The sequence below is a fragment of the Peribacillus sp. RS7 genome (genome assembly GCF_041956845.1).
In the GTDB taxonomy this organism is placed as follows: domain Bacteria; phylum Bacillota; class Bacilli; order Bacillales; family DSM-1321; genus Peribacillus.
The window spans coordinates 562,643-581,237 of sequence record NZ_CP168135.1; the positions used below are offsets into that span (position 1 = coordinate 562,643).

Sequence of the window (18,595 nt, forward strand, 5' to 3'; positions counted from 1 at the left end):
TTCTACATTTATAGCTTTGGAGCTAATTCAATTGCTGACTGAATGGCCGCAAGCATGCTTTTTTCATCAGCGATGTTCTTCCCAGCGATATCAAAGGCTGTTCCATGATCTACGGAAGTTCTGACAATACCGCCTTTAAGCCCTACGGTAATATTGACCCCAGCCTCAATTCCCATAACCTTGATCGGAGCATGTCCCTGGTCATGATAACAGGCAATGACTATATCAAAATCTCCACGGCCAGCCCTGAAGAACAATGTATCTGCAGGAAGCGGCCCCGTTACATTGACTCCCTCATTCTGTGCCCTTTCTATTCCAGGCATTAATTTCTCTTCCTCTTCACCATTTCCAAATAAACCATTTTCCCCAGCATGAGGGTTTATACCACAAACGGCGATGCTTGGATTTTGGAACCCCGCCTTTGTCAGTGTTTCATGTGCAAGCTTAATCACTTTGTACGTCCTCTCAGGATTAATGCTTTCGATCGCTTCGATCAATCCCATATGAGTCGTCAAATGGATGACCTTTAAATTGGGAGTGGTCAGCATCATCGAGAAGTCATCTGTATCCGTAAGGTCAGCAAGAATCTCTGTATGTCCCGGATACATATGACCACCTTTGTGGAGCGCTTCTTTATTCAATGGGGCGGTACAGATTGAATGAATCTTCTTCTCTTTCGCCAAGTCGATGGCCTTTGCCAAATATTGAAAGGCGCCGTCTCCCGCTAGTGCAGAAACCTCTCCAAACGGAAGGTCCAAAGGTAAGATATCCAAATCCAAAACATCTATCGAACCGAACTCATACTTCGCCTCTGCAGGATCTTTTATGGCATGCACCATCCCCTCAAAGCCTACAATGGGCTGTACCTTTTCTATTATTTTCGCATCTCCGATAATAAGCGGCCTGCACTGTTGATACACCTCAACGTGAGCCAATGCCTTTACGATAATTTCCGGGCCAATTCCCGCCGCATCCCCCATGGTAATTCCGATAATGGGTCTCATCAAGCATTCTCCCCCTTCAACTTTTTCATCGCATTTATAAATACGTCATCTGAACCAAATCCGCCGGCTTTCGTGACGACATAAATATCGTCATTACCCAGGAATTTGGAGACAGGGACTCCTATTTCCAGTTCATCCAGCAATTCGAATCCTTTTATATCCCATAGATTGCATATTTGCTTGGCTGTATCGCCGCCAGTCATGGTCACACCTTTAAAATATTGTTTCTCCAACAAGACAGAACATACTGTGCCAATCGCTTTCACAATCTCGTTACTGATCTGTGTATGAGTAAGGCCTTTAGATTCGCCTGTTTCCCAAGCCATTTCAATATCAGCTTTTTCAGCAGTGGAATAAATGACGACATCCTGCCCTTCCGCTGCCTTTTGGATGGCCTCATGATAGACTCTCCTGATTTCCTCTGTTCTTTCCCGGTCGTCCCCTACAGCTTTATGGGACTCGAATGATATGGCATGTACCTGGGTCTGTTCCAACATTTTTTTCAATTGTTTCCGTGAATTCTTATTTACACTTCCGATCACTGTAAGAACCGGCGAAGGTGAAATAGGGATATTCAATCGATTTTCCTTTTGTGGAATGGAATAATGATCAGGCAAGTAATTGGCGATCCCTGCCGATCCCGCCCAGGCCACTTCAAGATTCATTTCTTTTGTATAATTCAATATGTCTTTCAAATGCTGCTCTTCGGTTGCATCGATGATTATATACGTTATCGAATCCTCTATAAAACCTTTTAACTTATCATTCACATGGTTTTTGCCTTTTTCCAAATCCTTCACTGTAATTGTACCAATTTGATGTGATGTCTGGGCACCAATCAATTCTGGCAGATATGATTGTGTCACAGGCGTTTTTGGATCCTTGGAAATCTCTGATTCTCCAAGAGGAATACCATTTAAATAGTGGGTAGAATCCAGAATGGATCTTCCATTTTTAGGATAACCTGGAGCAATCATGACTAAATCCGGTTTTAGAGCATCATACATGGCATCAATTTCAGCACCGATATTTCCGCGCATTGTCGAATCCAGCTTTTTGAAGATCGTTGAGAAGCCAGCCCGCTTTAGAAAATTTGCTGCTGCCCTGACTTTATCGTAAGCATCTTGCCTCTCCAGGGATCGGCTGTCCGTATCAAATACGACGGCATCATAATCCCGTACATTTTCTTCATCCAATCCAAATAGTACGGTCGTTTTAAGACCATGTCGAGCTAATTGGACACCGCTATCATTGGCACCCGTTAAATCATCCGCGATGATCGCTAATTTCATTTCAATCCCCTCCAAAACATGGGCTAACCTAATTATTGTATTTAGCCACTCCACCCTTCTTATCCAAGTGCTTGGATAGGAAGCCGATGAATATCGGGAGAAGGATAGCTGTTGTCACAACACTTGCTGCAATTTGTACAGTAGCAAGCTCTGCATGGATCCCGAATGAAGCATTCGCTGCCACGATAGCCACAGGAGTCCCGACAGCGTTCCCTGCAGTGGAACCTTCAGAAGCACCGACAATCGGGTTCCATCCTATCCATTTAAAGATCAGATACCCTCCTCCACCGGTTAGGAGAACTGTAATCACGCCAAGTAATACCCCACTTAATCCCCCTTGGATAATCGCCGTGAAATTAATCCCCATACCTAATGAAAAAGCAAAGAACGGAACAAGCTTATCGCTCCCTTTAGAAAGAAAATCTTTCATCTCAGAATCTAAATTCCCTAATACCACCCCGACTAGCAGCGGAAGCAATACGGCTATGAACGAAGTTGGAGAGAACATGCCATCCGCGAAGCCCATTGTTCCGAAAATAGCAAGCGCTACCATTGTTAAGAATGGCCCGTCACTTAAAGCGAGAAATGGGTAGGCAGCCTTGTCTTCTTCCTTTCCATACTGACCGGCTAATGCAATATAAAGCCCGCCATTGGAATTTGTCATGGCAGCAATGATTGCCAATGGTGCCATTCCTAAAAACAATCCGTTACTATCGGCCAGCCAGAATCCAAGTAGACCGACCAATGCCCCTAATACCCACTTATATGTTAAAAGTGTAACGCCCTTTTTGACCGAAGTACCTGCCGTACGAAGATTGATCTGCGTTCCGGCGATTAAAAGGAATAATGCAATTAAAGCACTTGAACTGTTCACGAACAGTGCTTCAGTAAAACCGCCAATCCTTAAAAGACTAGGAAATAATGTATTGATAGTCGCTGCCAGCAATAGTGGAACAACCATCATCCCCCCTGGGATACGTTCAAGCGTTGCTTTAATTCTCATAATAAAAACCCCTTTGTTTTATTATTAAAGCGCTTACAATATTCATATTAAAATATGATGTTAATAAAAGCAACACTTATAAAAATATAAAACTATTTTTAATGAAAACAGTTTAAAAATGCAACACTTTATTCAAAAAAAAACAAACTTAAAGTCATTCTTTAAGTTTGCGCCATAATGTTGCCCGATTGATCCCCAATCGTTCGGCAGTTTTCGTTTGATTATAATTTTCCTCTTTCAGAACTCGCTGAATGATATACTTTTCCATTTCTTTTAGCGTCGCTTTTTGTGAAACGAAGATATCAGTCGGAATGTTATTATCTGCTATTATTTTCTCAATGGTTTCCTTTCGTATTACATACTCTTTTTCATTTAAGGCTATTTGCTTAATTAACTGTTTTAAATCGTCGATATTGTCAGGATACGAATACTCTTCCAGAAGAGCAAGGGCATCATTTTTTATATTCATTGCCGTTGTTCCATACGTTTGATGATAATAGGATAAGAAAAATTTCGTTAAGTTTCCTATATCGCTCTTACGTTGCGATAAATCCTGCATATGAATCGTGTTTATTGCAAAATTTCCAGTAATGGCTTCGTTGATTTGAACATTTGATACAATGAATATCGATAGATTTTTTCTGCTGCAAGTGCTTAGAAATTCTCTTAATGGTTCATAATCCTGTAGACAATCGATATTCTTCAAAGTTATGGTGCGCATATGCTCAAGAGGCAGCTTGTTAAGATCGGCTTCCTTGAATTCTTTGAAATCAATTGTAAGGAGCTTTCCATTTTTTGTTTGTTCATTATGTATATGATTGACAAGAAACTCTTTACCCGTCCCTCGATTTCCTTTTAAGTGAATGATTTCATGGTTCTTATAGAGTGCTGTTACATTATTTATCAGAACGGTATCCATGGCAATCGGTTCTGAGATAGAAGCCGCCTTGATCTGCACACCTTTTTGATCGAATCGTTTCACCGGACTGGCATCTAATACATAAACCCCATATGACGAGTACAAACCATCATGCCAAAAGCCGTCTACCTCTATACTGCTGCCATCCTGCGAAAAACTGGTATGAAGCTGCTTATTTACGTTCACTTCTCCATTCATGCTTCTAAATTGATCATCGGTCAATGGATTGGAGTCAAAATCAGTTAAATGCTCATAGACGATTTGATTATTACTATTTAAAATGACGATATTATGTACTTCTTTGACTAAAAGCCTTTCAAACATCCTATTGATGTCGCTTTTGTATTGAAGATAGGTAATCATTTCCCTAGCATCATCAATAGCCCTTATGATTGATTCCTTTCCCGATTGAATGAGGAACCCTTTCATTCCATAAGAGATGGTTGTATTTATTGTAATCACATCACCAACGATCTGTTTATAACCCTCGTTTTTTAAAGTCAAAATGAGAGGAGCTACATCTTTTGATTCACGGACCGTATAAACCTGTAAAGGAAGGTCCAATAAGTCGATAATCGATTGGGCGCCTGATGTTATGTTTGAAAATCCTACGATGGCCGTTTTATCTTTAAGCTCACTGGCTAATGTCAGGGAACGAATCATATCATAACCGGAAAGGTGCATGTCGATCACTGGAATATTGACGGATTTCTTAATTAACTTAGCCGTTCCTCCCCTGCTGATTATGGCATCCGCTCCGTTTTCCTCTTCTAATTTTGCAAGTTCCACACCCTTTTCCAAGTCACCTATGGAATACCTTATTTCTAAATCTGGATAAAGAGGTACACACGCTTTTATAATTGGAATCATTGATTCATACGGGGCAATAATATGCACTTTCATACACATAACCTCCTTTCTTATATATCCGAACCCTATTCTCCATTTAGTGATATAACCATTGTATCGCAGGGATTGAAAGAGCCCTTATTGAGAATTTATTATACCATCATTCTCTTTTCACTTCCTAAAAAGAACTGCTTGCGCTATCCGGTTATTCATGCAAGAGTGTCCTTTCTTTCTTTTCGATACCCTTCCTCAAAGGAATAACAAAAGTGCTTCATTCCATGCTAAAATAAATCATATAAACGTGTACGAAGTGTGTATCCGCTTTTGTACTTCCGCTTTTTGTCGAGGAAAAAGTAAGCCTTTTCATCACTATTCATACTAGGGGGGAACATGATGAACACTCGAAAGAATATTTATTTTTTCCATGCTCCGAATGCAGAGATGCTTAACAAGGTCGAATACTTATCAGGCTTGGCGAAGCAACATTCGTATGAAGTCATCCAAGATTTCACAAAAGCGAATATCATCGTAAGCATCGGTGATGACGGCACATTCTTACAGGCAGCCCGTAAAACTGGATTCAGGGATGACTGTTTATATGCGGGCATATCCACCACAGGCAACTTGAATATGTATTGCGATTTCCACTTGGAAGACACGGATAAAATGATCGATGCCATGACAAGAGAGCAAATCGAGGTACGTAAATATCCAACCATCGAAATCCAATTGGACGAACAGCCCTCCTTTTATGCCCTCAATGAACTAAGTATCCGGTCTTCCATCACCAAAACGTTCATCATGGATATTTTCATTGATCAACTCCATTTTGAAACTTTTCGCGGGGACGGAATCATCATTGCGACTCCGACCGGAAGCACCGCCTATAATAAATCGGTCAATGGGGCCGTTGTGGATCCCCTTCTCCCTTGCTTTCAAGTGAGTGAGCTTGCATCCATCAATAACAATACCTATCGGACCCTGGGTTCTTCATTCATCCTAAGCGGGGACAAGACGTTGACCGTCCACCTTGAACAAAACGGGCCAAGCTATCCGATCATCGGAATGGACAATGAAGCATTAAGCATCAACCATGTCGAAAAGGTAAAGGTCCGGTTAAGCGGTAAAGTCATCAAGACCGTAAAGCTAAAAGACAATTCCTTTTGGGAAAAGGTTAAAAGGACCTTTCTATAACGAACTAAAGGTACCGGATATGATATCCGGTACCATTATATATGATAAAAATCTTTGGTATTTTGATAAAGGATTTCATAGACATCCTCAATAGGCAATCTTTTAACAGAAGCGATTTGACGCACACTGTCATGCATCATGCCGGGATGGGTCCATTTCCCTTTGAAAACTCCTTCAAATGGCCATGGGCCATCCGTTTCAATCATCATCAGCTTAAGTGGGTATGCCGAAACCAATTCCTGTATTTCCCTCTCATAACAAACATCAGGTGTAATCGAAATGCTGTAGCCCTTTTCGGCCATTCGTTCGATTGTCCTGATATCACCTTTAAACCAATGAAAGTGTGCCTTTGTGATTTGATGTTTTTCCAAAAGATCGCAAACGATAGGTGCATCATCATGGACGGCATGAAGAATAACCGGCTTTTCAACCTCTTTAGCTAAAGCCAGGAACCTCTCCAGTATCTCTATATACGCTGAGTGATCAATATCGGGATTTTCCTGCCTTAAGTAATAGGGCAGCCCAACCTCACCTATAGCAAACATATTGTGCACATGTACCCTTATCCAGTTCAATAATTCGTCCACTTCTTCATTACTCGGTAGGGGCTGCTCTGGATGAAAACCGAAGGCAGGCTTAATTCGTGAATCTTTGCGTGAAAGCTGATAATTGTTAATGGAAGAAGTCAAATTCATGGAAACAGTCAGTAACGATTCCACATGAACCTTGTCCATATCAGTTAGAATCTGCTTCTGCTCACTTTCTTCATACCTATCCAAATGGATATGGCTGTCGATGATTCTCAAGTTTAGTCGCCTCCTTAATTAAGTCGAAACAGTTGGCTTTAGTGCTGCATATAATTCTCTCTTCAAATGGAAAAATTCATCACTAAGCAGCTGTTCTTCACTTCTTGGCCTTGGAAATGGCACTGCCACTTCTTTGATGACAGCAGCGGGTTTTGCTGATAACACATATATTCTATCTGAAAGGAAAACGGCTTCATCGATGCTATGCGTAACAAAAAGCACCGACCTCCGATTTTCTTCCCAAACGGACAGCAGCCATTCTTGCATTTGCAATCTTGTCAGTTCATCCAAGGCAGAAAAGGGTTCGTCCAGGCACATCAAGTCCTGTTGACTTAAGATACTCCGAATGAATGCGGCCCTTTGCTTCATGCCTCCAGATAATTCATGCGGATATGCTTTCTCGTACTCTGCTAATCCAGCTTTCATCAAAAGGGCTTTTGCCTTTTCTTTATCTCTGATCCCAGCAAGCTCGCTTCCAAGCAAAACATTTTCCAATACCGTTCTCCAAGGTAAAAGGGAAGGCTGCTGCGGCATATAGCTTATATGGCCCTTTAAGCCATTTATCTTTTTACCGTCCAGCGAAATGTTGCCATGATCCGGCTTCAAAATACCGCCTATCAAGTGGAACAATGTACTTTTACCACTGCCGGATGGCCCAAGGATTGTGACAAATTCTCCATCTTCCACATGGAAATCCATATTCTCTAAAATATTCTGTTTACCATCGAAAGAATAGGAGACATCTTTAATTTCCAGATTCATCCTTTTCACCCTCCTTTCTCTTCCATGAAACTAAGTATTTCTCCAGGAAGGTGATGATCCAAAAAAAGAGCAGGCTCATTCCCATAATGATGAAAATGGCAACAAACACCCGATCTGTCCTGAACGCAGAGGAAGCGAGCGTCATATAAACACCAATCCCCGACTTTGCCCCAAGCCATTCCGAAATAACCGCACCCATTACACTATAGGTGGCCGAAATTTTCAGGCCCGAGAAAATGAACGGGATCGAGTGAGGAAGTTCAAGCTTCCAAAATAACTGGTTTTTTCCCGCTCCCATCATCTTGAAATAATGCTTGAGTTCGTATGGTGTCTGGCGAAAACCGTCCAATGAAGCAACCGCAACCGGAAAAAAACATACTAGCGAAATGACGATTAACTTAGGCATCATGCCAAAGCCAAACCAAATTACTAAAAGCGGAGCCAAAACTATGATAGGTATATTTTGTGATAGTATGAGCAGAGGGTAAACCGCGTCCTTTACGCCTGGAAACAGATGTAGGATTGCTGCGATTAATAATCCGATGCAGCTTCCAATAAAAAAACCCGATAACGCAAGCTCAGTTGTTGATGAAAGGTGACCAAAAAGATTCTGGGACGACTCAATTCCTTCAATGAAAATGGCCGACGGAGCGGGAAGCAGCCATTTTTCAACCTTTAATAAGACTGTCACTGACTCCCATATTATCAGCAACAATAATAAAAGAAAGAAGGGAGCCCCCTTCTTCCAAATTACCCTTCCGGTCATGCCCGATATTTCTCCGTTAACGTATCCATCGTAATTCCGCTCGGCTGATATAATATTTTCACTTGGGATATGACATTCGGCGAGCCTAATTCAATCATTCTTACATTCATTTTTTCTATCACGGCAAAAAGTTCGGAAAGCTCACCCTCCATTGTCGTTTCTAGCGGGTGAACTTCATACTTGATACCTGATTCATCAATGATCTTGATTGCTTCGTCGACCAAAGGGATGACATCCCCTTTAGGAATAATTTGTATACTAATTAATGAATTGGCCATTGTATTTCCTCCTATTTTGGTAAAAATTCATTGGTAAATGCTTTTTCAGGATTGAAATCACCTTCAAGAAGCTTATTTTCCGTCATCCAATCACTGTAATTCTTCCAAATTTCAAGCTTTTGTTCACCCCAACGCGGAGCATCATCCTGATACTTAGCTGCAAGCCACTCCTGGCTTTTCTTCACTAGTTTTGCATCAAGATCCGGGGCAGACTTAATTAGCACGTCTGCTGCATCACCAGGGTTCTTTATCGCAAACTGGTACCCTTTCGAAGCTGCATTAACGAATGCTTTAACAGTCTCGGGATCCTCTTTTATCATCTTTTCATTCGTTGTCAAAACAGGTGTATAGTAATCGAGCTTATCCGAGTATTCGGTTAAGTAAACCATATTAAGCTTTTCATTTCGCAACTCTGCCTCAATACCTGTCCACCCATAATATATCCAGGCAAAATCTATATCCCTTTTAACCGAAGTGAAAAAATCCGTGTCTCCTGTATTCACTATATCCACTTTATTTACATCCGCATTTTCTTCTTTCATTAGTGAATCAATAATGGCCTTTTCAACCGGAGACCCCCAGCCACCATACGTTTTCCCTTCAAAATCCTTGGGTGTTTTAATGTTTTTTGCCTCAGGTGAAGCAAATCCAGAGGTATTGTGCTGGATGACAGCAGCTACCGAAACAATCGGGACGCCTTGCACGCGGGCCTGCGTAATGCCCTCCTGGTAGCCCACGCCAAATTCGGATTTCCCTGAAGCGACAAGCTTATCAGCTCCAGCTTCACCTGGCATGATAATATCCACATCCAGACCTTGTTCTTTAAAATATCCTTTTTCCTTGGCTACATACAAACCTGTATGGTTTGTATTCGGTGTCCAATCGAGTACGACCGATACCTTTTTTAATTCTTTATTGCCTTCATTTTTAGATGCTTCTTCTTTTTCATTAGTTCCGCCTGCACCGCATCCAGCCAAAAGGAACAACGAAGTCAACAGTGGTAAGAATTTATTCAAGTTATTATCCTCCTACACATCATATAAGATCCATATGCCGGAACCATAATGGGGCGCCAGGGTCTATAAAAATACAAAAAACGCCCGAAGATGAATTCGGACGTTAACATACAAAACAGAAAGTCAGTAATAATATGTTCCCTCCGCTGGCATCATCCAGATCAGGTTCAAAGAGTCAGCATCTAAAGGACGCAATCTCAGCCAGCTTTACCGGCCCCCCTACATTTCTCGCACATATGAACTTTTCTCTCTCATTATATCAATTCATTCAGAAAAGGGAATACTAATTTGCTCCTTCTCCCTAATTGGAAAGGTATTCCTTCTAAATGTTTAGCACAGCCACCAAAACATCTTTTTGGAATGATAATCATTGTTAGCAAAATGATCATCCCTTTTGCCATACCAATCATTCTCGGTTGCCCTCATGCCTGAAACGCTCCAAATGGTCATTTCTTTGCATGCATTCATATAATGAGCATAACCTGTAGACTTTTTTGTGTACTGGTTTTATAAACCCTTCATTTCATAAGCAAAAGGTGGATATGGTCATGATAAAGATTAATCACAAATGGTTAGATGTCAGTCAAATCCAACCAGGTATAGTATCTGATACATCGCTTGAAATTCTCCAATTGCTGGCGGAAGATTCTAACGCTTTTGAATACCGGAACTTCGGATACCTTAATTTCGATATACAACTGAGGCACCGAGTCATCGATGCCGCCATTTCGTTAGATAAAAGTGGTCCAGAATTTTCCACACTTGATGAATCGGCAAGCAATGAACAATATTGGCGCGTTTCAAAGGATGGCACATTTACCCTTCAGCCAGGGATTGCCCCTCATGCTGCACTCCTGGACATTTTCTTGAATGGAAGGCTTTACGCCTTCGAATGCGGTACAGCGATAGTCGTCACTTTTTTAAAGGCCATTTTGGATTTAATCGGCCCTAGGAATTTTGACTATCTTTTTTCAAACCTATTTCTATATGACTTTCGCCCTCCAAGCAATATGGCTCTTAATATTCATCAAGGAACGGATTATTTACCAGGGGATTGCGTTTACTTCGAAAACCCTGATCACGACGAGGAAACTCCTGAATGGCAAGGTGAAAATGCCATATTATTAGGGAACAACCTCTTTTATGGACACGGGATCGGGATTACCACTGCACAGGGAATCATCGATGAATTAAATAGCAATAGAAAGCCGAACGCCACCATATCGGCATCCCTGACAACGCATATCATTAGCTTGGATAGTTCCTTCTATAGCCAATTCCTGGAAAACACCCCTCGTGCAATGCCCGTTCACAGTCCTGTCAGCCTTTCCAATTGTATTGTTTCTGAAATAGGTCCGAAGATTTACCTTTCATGACCCTGGCATTTCCCCTATGCCGTAAAACCGTTTTATTATATACCGGCATAAAAAAATGCTTGGGAGAGATCTCCCAAGCATTTTTTCTTATTCACGCACCAATATTCCCTTTGCCTTTAAACCTTCGGGCACTTGCCTGACCCCATTTCGTAATGGATAGCGTATAAACCGCCAAGGCTGACCATATGAATAAAAACGCTAAAAGATGTGCTTTGGTAAAACTTTCATGATAGACGAATACCCCGATCAATAAGGATAAGGTCGGAGCAATATACTGAAAAATGCCCAGCATCGATAACGGGATCTTCTCCGCCCCTTTTGCAAAATATAAAAGTGGCAAGGCCGTGACAATCCCACCGCCCACCAACAGCAAGCTTGTGCTTCCCGCTGTAAAGAATTGCATTTCTGATTGGTTCATCAAGTATATCAGGTAACCCAGGGCCAGAGGCGTTACCATCATCGTTTCTAGCGTCAGCCCGATCGCCGACTCGGCCTTGATCATTTTTTTTGCCAGACCATATAATCCAAAGGTCATGGCCAAAACAAGAGAGACCCACGGGATCGTACCGAAATGAATGCCAAGGATCAAGACTCCGATTCCTGCAAGCAGGAACGATAAGATTTGTGCCCCGCTCAATTTTTCTTTTAAGACTATCACTCCCAATAGTACACTGACTAGCGGATTGATATAATATCCAAGGCTCGTGTCGAGGATCCGTCCTGAGTTAACGGCCCAGATGAACACACCCCAATTAGCAGTAACGAGCAGTGACGCCGTTAGTAATGCTGCAAAGAGTTTGGGATTTCGCATAATGATTTTTACATAATCTAGAAACGCTTGCCATTTTTTCATGAACATCAATAAAACCAGCATGAAAACGAAAGACCATAATACCCTCTGAGCTAAAATTTCCGTAGCACCGACTCCCTGAAGGAACTTCCAGTAAATCGGCACGACTCCCCACATCATGTAAGAAAGGGCTGCATAGATCGCCCCTTCTTTTTGTTCATCCACTTTCATAACCTGCCTTCTTTCCATTTACATTCCTTTATCGAATTCCATTTAACTATTTTGTATATCCATTCCTTTTTTTGCAACCGTTAGTTTTTATCATACATGATTCTGTCATCGATGACCGTCATGACCGCCTCAGCTTTTAGGAGATCATCCGGCGCAACAGCAAAGACATCCAGATTAAACACGGTAAAATCGGCATCATACCCTTTGATGATCTGACCGCGGCGTTTTTCCTGGCCGATTGCCGCAGCACTCCCTTTTGTATAAAGTGCGAAGGCCTCGTAAACGGAAAGCCTTTCATCCAAGCCATATACGGTACTGTCCTCACTGTTTATTTTCGTTCTTGTGACAGCTGCATGAATGCCCAAAATTGGATTTAATGGCTCAATGGGCGCATCTGACCCGCCCGCACAAATAATACCCAAATTCAAATAGGTCTTCCATGCATAGGAGGATTCCAATAGATTGGCCGGAACCTTTTCTTCCACCCACGGAAAATCGGATGGGACGAAACCCGGTTGGATATCAAAGATGACCGGCAGCTTTGCTGCCCGCTCCAACAGCTCCGGCCGGACGATCTGCGCATGGATGAGCCGGTCCCTCTGTCCCTCCTTCACGGGGAGGGCTTCAAGTGCATTCAAGACGTATTCAAAAGCGAGATCGCCAATGGCATGGACAGCAATCGGCATTCCGGCATCCCTTGCTTTTCCTACCCATTCCTGAAGCTCATTTTCAGTGAATATCGCGACACCATTCGTATTCTGTTGATCTACATAAGGCTCGCTCAACAGGGCTGTGCGTCCGCCTAAGGAGCCGTCAGTAAAAATCTTCATGCTATCGAATTTGATATATTGCGTACCTTCCTGATAGCGGCCGCCTGCTGCCAGCATTTCTTCAAACGCTTCGTGATGGACGAGTAAATTGGCGCGAAAAGCCATTTCCCTGTCCTCGATTACCGATTTAAACGCCTGATAGGTCGGCATGAAGCCATTATAGTAATGGAGGTCTTCCGTATGCCCGCCAGTCAAACCTAGCCTATATGCGTCTTCTATGGCCTCTGTGAGTGCGGTTTCGATATAGTCTTGGTCAATGCCAGGAAGGCTGTCTAAAATCAGGTTCTGCGCCTGGCTTTCTTTAAATAAACCATTTAGCCGTCCATCAGGATAACGGCAGATCACCCCGCCAGACGGTTCTTTTATATCTTCTTTAATACCCGCTTCCAAAAGGGCGCGGGTATTGACCACCAAGGCATGACGGCAGATCCTTTTCAATATGATGGGATGTTCCGTCGATATCGCGTCAAGCTCATCCCGTAATATCAATTCGGGACTGGGCCATTCATTTTCATTCCAGCCCTCGGCGACAATCCACTTTCCAGCAGGAGTCTTAGAACACTTTTCCTTCAAGGCAACCATGATGGCTTCCCTGCTATCCATCAAGGAGAGGTCAAGACGAAGCAGTCTTTCACCATGCCCGACCAAATGTAGGTGACTATCCACTAAACCCGGCAGCATGGTTTGTCCTTTTAAGTCGATTTCCCTGGAAATATTGCCGGCATATTCATTTTTTAAATAGTCAATGCTTCCGGTATCAACAATTACCCCCTTTTCAGTATAGAGCGCCTCCACTTGATCCTTTTCTTTAATCATCGTATAAATAGATCCATTGAACCATAACGTTCCCATTCCGGCTTTACACTCCTTATAAAATGATTCTTGCTATGCAGATATGCAGTAAGTTTACCATCTCAATTCACGAATTCCCATATTTATGATTTTAAGCAGCCCCTGTTAAAAAAACGCCAGCCGGGGGCTGACGTTAATGCGTTCATTTAATTGTTAAAGAGTGCTTCTTCCCTTTTCCGTAAATCGACCCGTTTGATTTTACCCGATGTCGTTTTGGGCAGCTCTTCTAAAAATTCGATTTTCCTTGGATATTTATATGGAGCAGTCAATTCTTTCACATGCGATTGGAGCGTCTTGATCAAGTCTTGGCTGTTCGGATCGATATCCTCCATCAAGACGACATACGCCTTGACCACATTTCCCCTTATTTCATCAGGACTTGCTATAACGGCACACTCTTTCACATATGGATGCTTAACGAGTGCATCTTCCACTTCAAACGGTCCAATGGTATATCCCGAGCTGATGATGATATCATCAGAACGACCCTCAAACCAGAAATAACCATCTTCGTCCTTTTTCGCTTGATCGCCGGTGATATAATAGTCCCCACGGAATTGCTTCGATGTCCGCTCGGGATCTTTAAAATACTCTTTAAAGAGAGCAGGTGTATCGACATGTACGGCAATATCCCCCACTACGCCAGGAGCACAGGGTTTACCAAAATCATCAATGATTTCCACATGGTTCCCCGGAGTCGGTTTGCCCATGGAGCCCAATTTAATTTCCATGCCTTTTATTACACCTACCAACAGGGTATTTTCGGTCTGTCCATATCCATCGCGCACTTCAATATGGAAATGGTTTTTAAAGACCTCGTACACTTTTTGATTTAAAGGTTCCCCCGCTGATACAGCACTATGAAGATGGGATAAATCATAGTCATCAAGATTATTCACCTTTGCCATCAATCGATACTCGGTTGGTGTGCAGCATAACGCATTCACTTTATAGTCCTGTAGCAACTGAAGATATTTTTTCGCCTCGAACTTCCCATGATAGGCAAGACCGGTCGCTCCCGTTCCCAGAACAGCCAGGAAAGGACTCCAGATCCACTTTTGCCACCCTGGGCCTGCCGTTGCCCAAACCACATCCCCTTCGCTGATGCCCAGCCAGTTTGCAGCAGACGTTTTCAAATGAGCATATGCCCATCCGTGTGTATGGACGACCCCTTTTGGATTGCCTGTCGTGCCGGAAGTATACGATAAGAACGCCATATCCTCACTCTTCGTGTCGGCCATCGGCAGCTGATCGGATTCATCATCGGCAAGCTCATTCAAATCCAGCCAATTTTCCATCCGTTTTCCGATCGAAAATTTCAGGAGGCTTTCCGCTCCCTCTATTTCATTCAATTCTCGGGTATATTCATGATAACTGATAATTCCTTTTACATCACCGTGGTTGACCCGATACTGCAGGTCCTTCGCACGAAGCATTTCAGAACAAGGTATGACAATCATGCCAATTTTCAATGCGGCTAAATACACTTGATAAGCTTCCACCAAACGAGGGATTATGATAAGGACCGTATCGCCTTTACCCAGTCCTTTTTTCTTGAAGGCATTTCCAATTTTATTTGCACTCTTTAATAAATTCTCATATGTAAGTTGTTTTTTATCTCCGGTTTCGTTCTCCCAAAGTACAGCAACTTTTTCTGGATTTTTTGCATAACGTTCCATTTCACTCACTAAGTTGTAATGTTCCGGAGCTAATAAATCTTCACGCTTCATTTTCTTCCCCTCCAATTATGAACTCTTAGTACCTACTCATTATACAAGATACTTCTCTGATATATCCATTTATTTTTACAAATAAATAAAGAGAGCGGGTGTAAGAACCCGCTCTCTGTAGCCATATTTATTAAATTATCTTTTGAATCCTCCGCCTAATTGTTGTTCAGCCATTTGAACAAGGCGTTTTGTGATTTCTCCACCAACTGATCCGTTAGCGCGAGATGTTGTGTCGGCACCAAGTTGTACGCCGAATTCAGAAGCGATTTCATATTTCATTTGCTCTAGAGCTTGTTCCACTCCAGGTACCAATAATTCGTTTGAGCTGTTGTTGTTTGCCATGTGTTTTTCACCTCCTTGTGATTATAGAGTGTGTTAAAACACATGGCTTCATTCGCACTATTTTATTGGTAATTACAGGATATTAAAATAAGTCTTCCATCGCTTCTTCCTCATCGAATGTCTGACCCGGTTTAACCGTCAATATTTCTGTTTCGGAGACCGCTTTTTCAATCAAGGATTCAAAGTCGACGAAGCTCTCATAGTAATTGACTTTTTCACGTTTGGGTTTCGTTTTTGGGCTTGCCGGCGTAAAGACCGTGCAACAATCTTCGTACGGCAGATTGGATATTTCAAAAGTATCAAGCTCTCTTGCAATTTTGATGATTTCCGTTTTATCCATGGTAATCAGCGGGCGCAGGATCGGTGTATTCGTCACCTCATTGATGGCAAACATGCTGCTCATGGTCTGGCTCGCAACCTGTCCAAGGCTTTCACCTGTTATCAGTGCCATAGCTTCTTCTTTTTCACGGATTTGATCGGCGACCCGCATCATTAAACGACGAGTTGTAGTCATTGAGTAATTTTCCGGGATCTGTTTTTGAATCAATAATTGAATTTCCGTAAATGGAACGATATGCACTTTCATGCTTCCATTTATTTCTGCAAGCTTGCCCGCCAGATCAATGACCTTTTGACGTGAACGCTCACTTGTGAAAGGTGGGCTATAAAAATGGATCGCTTCTACGTCCAATCCGCGTTTCATCGAAAGGAATCCCGCAACAGGGCTATCAATCCCGCCTGAGAGCATCAGCATTGCCTTTCCGCTTGAACCAAATGGAAGTCCGCCTGCCCCCTGGATGATTTCACCCGTCAAATACACGGCTTCGCGTCTCACTTCCACTAGCAAGTTCAAATCAGGGTTCTTTACATCCACTTTTAAATCTTCTGTATTCCGAAGCAAATGCCCGCCAAGTGCCCTGTTAATTTCATCTGTATTATATGGAAAATCCTTATCTGCGCGTTTTGTCGTGATTTTGAACGTGTTTACATCTTCCAGAGTATGATTAAGGTAATATAATGCTGCCGTTTTCATCACTTCCAGATCACGCTCTATTTTTATCGCAGGGCTTAAAGACTGGATTCCAAAAATGCCTTTCAATCGGTCAATGACAGGCTTATGGTCCACACCGTTCAGGAGAACGTACATCCGCTCCCGGTTGGCTGTAAGCACTACGCCTTCAATATCCTTTAAACTCCAGCGGATATGTGCCTTCATTTTGTCTACAAAGCCTTTACGGTTTCTTTTTTTCGTGGAGATTTCTCCATAACGGATAATTATATGATCAAATTTCATTTTGCAACCCTCATTATTTTTTCTAAATTAGCGACTATTTTCTGTATCGCCGCCAGAACTTTCTTCGCTTCTTCCATCTCATTGCCATAGGTAGTACTGATTCGGATGACACTTTCGGAGCGAGCTTGATTATGGAACATCGCATCCACCGTTTTGCTTACCGTCCTTTTTTTCGAGGAACAGGCACTAGTCGTCGAAACATATATTCCTTCCGATTCAAGTGCATGAAGCAATACCTCTGATTTAAGTCCCGGAACGGAAAAATTCACAATATGGGGTGCGCCCGCTTCAGGACTGTTAACCAGCACCCCGTCCATTTCCTTCAAACCTTTATATAAATAACTTTTGATTTGCTGCAGCTTATCATGATACAGCAATTGATTGTTCATACTAATGCGTAAAGCCTTGGAAAGAGCGACGATTCCCGCAACATTTTCGGTGCCGCTCCTAATTTTCGTTTCTTGATTGCCACCGTGAAAAAGCGGATCGACCCGAACGCCTTCACGAACATAAAGGATGCCCGTCCCCTTCAAGCCATGAACCTTGTGTCCCGAAATTGTACATAAATCCACATTGGCATCACGTAAGGATAAAGGAACTTTGCCTGCTCCCTGCACATTATCGACATGAAAGAGTACGTGTGGGTATTGCTTTAACAATTTTCCAATATCAGCAATCGGCTGTATCGAACCAACTTCATTATTTACATGCATGACGGAAACCAAAATGGTATCTTCCCTCAATGCATGCTTAAGATCAGTTAGATCAATTTGCCCAAATTCGTTAACGGGGAGATATGTGATCTCATAACCCATTTTCGTCAATGATTGGCATGCATCTTCTACAGAAGGATGTTCGATCGCTGTCGTGATTATGTGTTTGCCCCGATTTCCCTGGGAGTGGGCGGCTCCTTTAATGGCGAGATTATTCCCTTCCGTCCCCCCGGAAGTGAAATATATTTCCGAACTCTTCACCTTTAATAAATCAGCGATCTGCTTTCTTGCAGCAGAAAGCAGTTTTTCGGATTGGACCCCAAGCCCATGCAGCGAAGAGGGGTTCCCAAAATAGTCCGAAGTAACCTTCATGAACGATTCGATCACTTCGGGATATGGTTTAGTTGTTGCACTATTGTCAAAATAAATCATGGGTTCACCTTCCATGTTTTTGTATCTATATGGTCACACTTCTTAAATGTCTTTTCAAATGTTGCTGTTGCAACTTCTAATATTAACATAATTGAAATTGAAAGAGAATGTAAAAC

Annotated in this window: 17 protein-coding genes and 1 riboswitch; of the genes, 2 read left to right on the forward strand and 15 right to left on the reverse strand. The window is 42.4% G+C overall.

The features are described from left to right. Positions 1-8: 8 nt before the first annotated feature. The 4 genes from pdxA to ACDZ29_RS02925 all read right to left on the reverse strand — a co-directional run bounded on the left by pdxA (position 9) and on the right by ACDZ29_RS02925 (position 5,121). Positions 9-1,004, reverse strand: a complete 996-nt coding sequence (gene pdxA, locus ACDZ29_RS02910) for a 4-hydroxythreonine-4-phosphate dehydrogenase PdxA (RefSeq protein WP_375089805.1) — start codon at positions 1,002-1,004, stop codon at positions 9-11. Continuing rightward, a complete protein-coding gene (locus tag ACDZ29_RS02915; protein WP_370016051.1) occupies positions 1,004-2,296 on the reverse strand; it encodes a four-carbon acid sugar kinase family protein in 1,293 nt (430 codons plus the stop codon). Before ACDZ29_RS02915 ends, pdxA begins: the two co-directional genes overlap by 1 nt. Positions 2,297-2,324: 28 nt before the next feature. After that, positions 2,325-3,299, reverse strand: coding sequence for a 2-keto-3-deoxygluconate permease (locus ACDZ29_RS02920; RefSeq protein ID WP_289334575.1), 975 nt, complete (start codon positions 3,297-3,299; stop codon positions 2,325-2,327). Between the two features lie 154 nt (positions 3,300-3,453). Continuing rightward, positions 3,454-5,121: a PrpR N-terminal domain-containing protein gene (locus ACDZ29_RS02925; protein ID WP_375089807.1), complete on the reverse strand. Its 1,668-nt coding sequence runs from the start codon at positions 5,119-5,121 to the stop codon at positions 3,454-3,456. A 339-nt stretch (positions 5,122-5,460) separates the two neighbouring features. On the opposite strand from ACDZ29_RS02925, the gene ACDZ29_RS02930 reads away from it, so the two are divergent. After that, a complete protein-coding gene (locus ACDZ29_RS02930; protein WP_375089809.1) occupies positions 5,461-6,261 on the forward strand; it encodes an NAD kinase in 801 nt (266 codons plus the stop codon). 35 nt (positions 6,262-6,296) lie between these two features. Here the strand turns inward: ACDZ29_RS02930 and ACDZ29_RS02935 are convergent, their stop codons facing one another. Genes ACDZ29_RS02935 through ACDZ29_RS02955 form a run of 5 tightly spaced genes read right to left on the reverse strand, consistent with a single transcriptional unit; the run spans position 6,297 to position 9,889 of the window. Then, on the reverse strand, positions 6,297-7,067 hold the full coding sequence (locus tag ACDZ29_RS02935) for a TatD family hydrolase (RefSeq protein WP_289326024.1): 771 nt from the start codon (positions 7,065-7,067) through the stop codon (positions 6,297-6,299). Positions 7,068-7,085: 18 nt separating this feature from the next. Further along, positions 7,086-7,829 carry an ABC transporter ATP-binding protein gene (locus ACDZ29_RS02940; protein ID WP_375089811.1) on the reverse strand — a complete coding sequence of 248 codons (744 nt, stop codon included), beginning with the start codon at positions 7,827-7,829 and terminating at the stop codon, positions 7,086-7,088. Then, positions 7,813-8,595, reverse strand: a complete 783-nt coding sequence (locus tag ACDZ29_RS02945) for an ABC transporter permease (RefSeq protein WP_375089812.1) — start codon at positions 8,593-8,595, stop codon at positions 7,813-7,815. The genes ACDZ29_RS02940 and ACDZ29_RS02945 overlap by 17 nt, the downstream gene beginning before the upstream one ends. Beyond that, on the reverse strand, positions 8,592-8,873 hold the full coding sequence (locus ACDZ29_RS02950) for a thiamine-binding protein (RefSeq protein ID WP_289326027.1): 282 nt from the start codon (positions 8,871-8,873) through the stop codon (positions 8,592-8,594). The genes ACDZ29_RS02945 and ACDZ29_RS02950 overlap by 4 nt, the downstream gene beginning before the upstream one ends. Positions 8,874-8,884: 11 nt before the next feature. Beyond that, positions 8,885-9,889, reverse strand: coding sequence for an ABC transporter substrate-binding protein (locus ACDZ29_RS02955; protein WP_375089814.1), 1,005 nt, complete (start codon positions 9,887-9,889; stop codon positions 8,885-8,887). Positions 9,890-10,010: 121 nt separating this feature from the next. Then, positions 10,011-10,120: riboswitch (TPP riboswitch) on the reverse strand. Positions 10,121-10,437: 317 nt separating this feature from the next. On the opposite strand from ACDZ29_RS02955, the gene ACDZ29_RS02960 reads away from it, so the two are divergent. After that, on the forward strand, positions 10,438-11,265 hold the full coding sequence (locus ACDZ29_RS02960; protein ID WP_289326029.1) for a protein-glutamine gamma-glutamyltransferase: 828 nt from the start codon (positions 10,438-10,440) through the stop codon (positions 11,263-11,265). A 91-nt stretch (positions 11,266-11,356) separates the two neighbouring features. On the opposite strand, the gene rarD is transcribed toward ACDZ29_RS02960, so the two are convergent. The 6 genes from rarD to ACDZ29_RS02990 form a co-directional block, all read right to left on the reverse strand. Beyond that, positions 11,357-12,286, reverse strand: coding sequence for an EamA family transporter RarD (gene rarD, locus ACDZ29_RS02965; RefSeq protein ID WP_289326030.1), 930 nt, complete (start codon positions 12,284-12,286; stop codon positions 11,357-11,359). Positions 12,287-12,366: 80 nt separating this feature from the next. Further along, positions 12,367-13,968 (reverse strand): amidohydrolase, encoded by a 1,602-nt coding sequence (locus tag ACDZ29_RS02970; RefSeq protein ID WP_375089815.1) that lies wholly within the window; start codon positions 13,966-13,968, stop codon positions 12,367-12,369. Between the two features lie 146 nt (positions 13,969-14,114). Next, positions 14,115-15,698, reverse strand: a complete 1,584-nt coding sequence (mbcS, locus tag ACDZ29_RS02975) for an acyl-CoA synthetase MbcS (protein ID WP_375089816.1) — start codon at positions 15,696-15,698, stop codon at positions 14,115-14,117. Between the two features lie 135 nt (positions 15,699-15,833). Further along, a complete protein-coding gene (locus ACDZ29_RS02980; protein ID WP_289315342.1) occupies positions 15,834-16,040 on the reverse strand; it encodes an alpha/beta-type small acid-soluble spore protein in 207 nt (68 codons plus the stop codon). A gap of 82 nt (positions 16,041-16,122) precedes the next feature. Then, on the reverse strand, positions 16,123-17,334 hold the full coding sequence (gene thiI / locus ACDZ29_RS02985) for a tRNA uracil 4-sulfurtransferase ThiI (protein WP_289315341.1): 1,212 nt from the start codon (positions 17,332-17,334) through the stop codon (positions 16,123-16,125). Beyond that, on the reverse strand, positions 17,331-18,479 hold the full coding sequence (locus ACDZ29_RS02990) for a cysteine desulfurase family protein (protein ID WP_370017087.1): 1,149 nt from the start codon (positions 18,477-18,479) through the stop codon (positions 17,331-17,333). Before ACDZ29_RS02990 ends, thiI begins: the two co-directional genes overlap by 4 nt. Positions 18,480-18,595 lie beyond the last annotated feature (116 nt).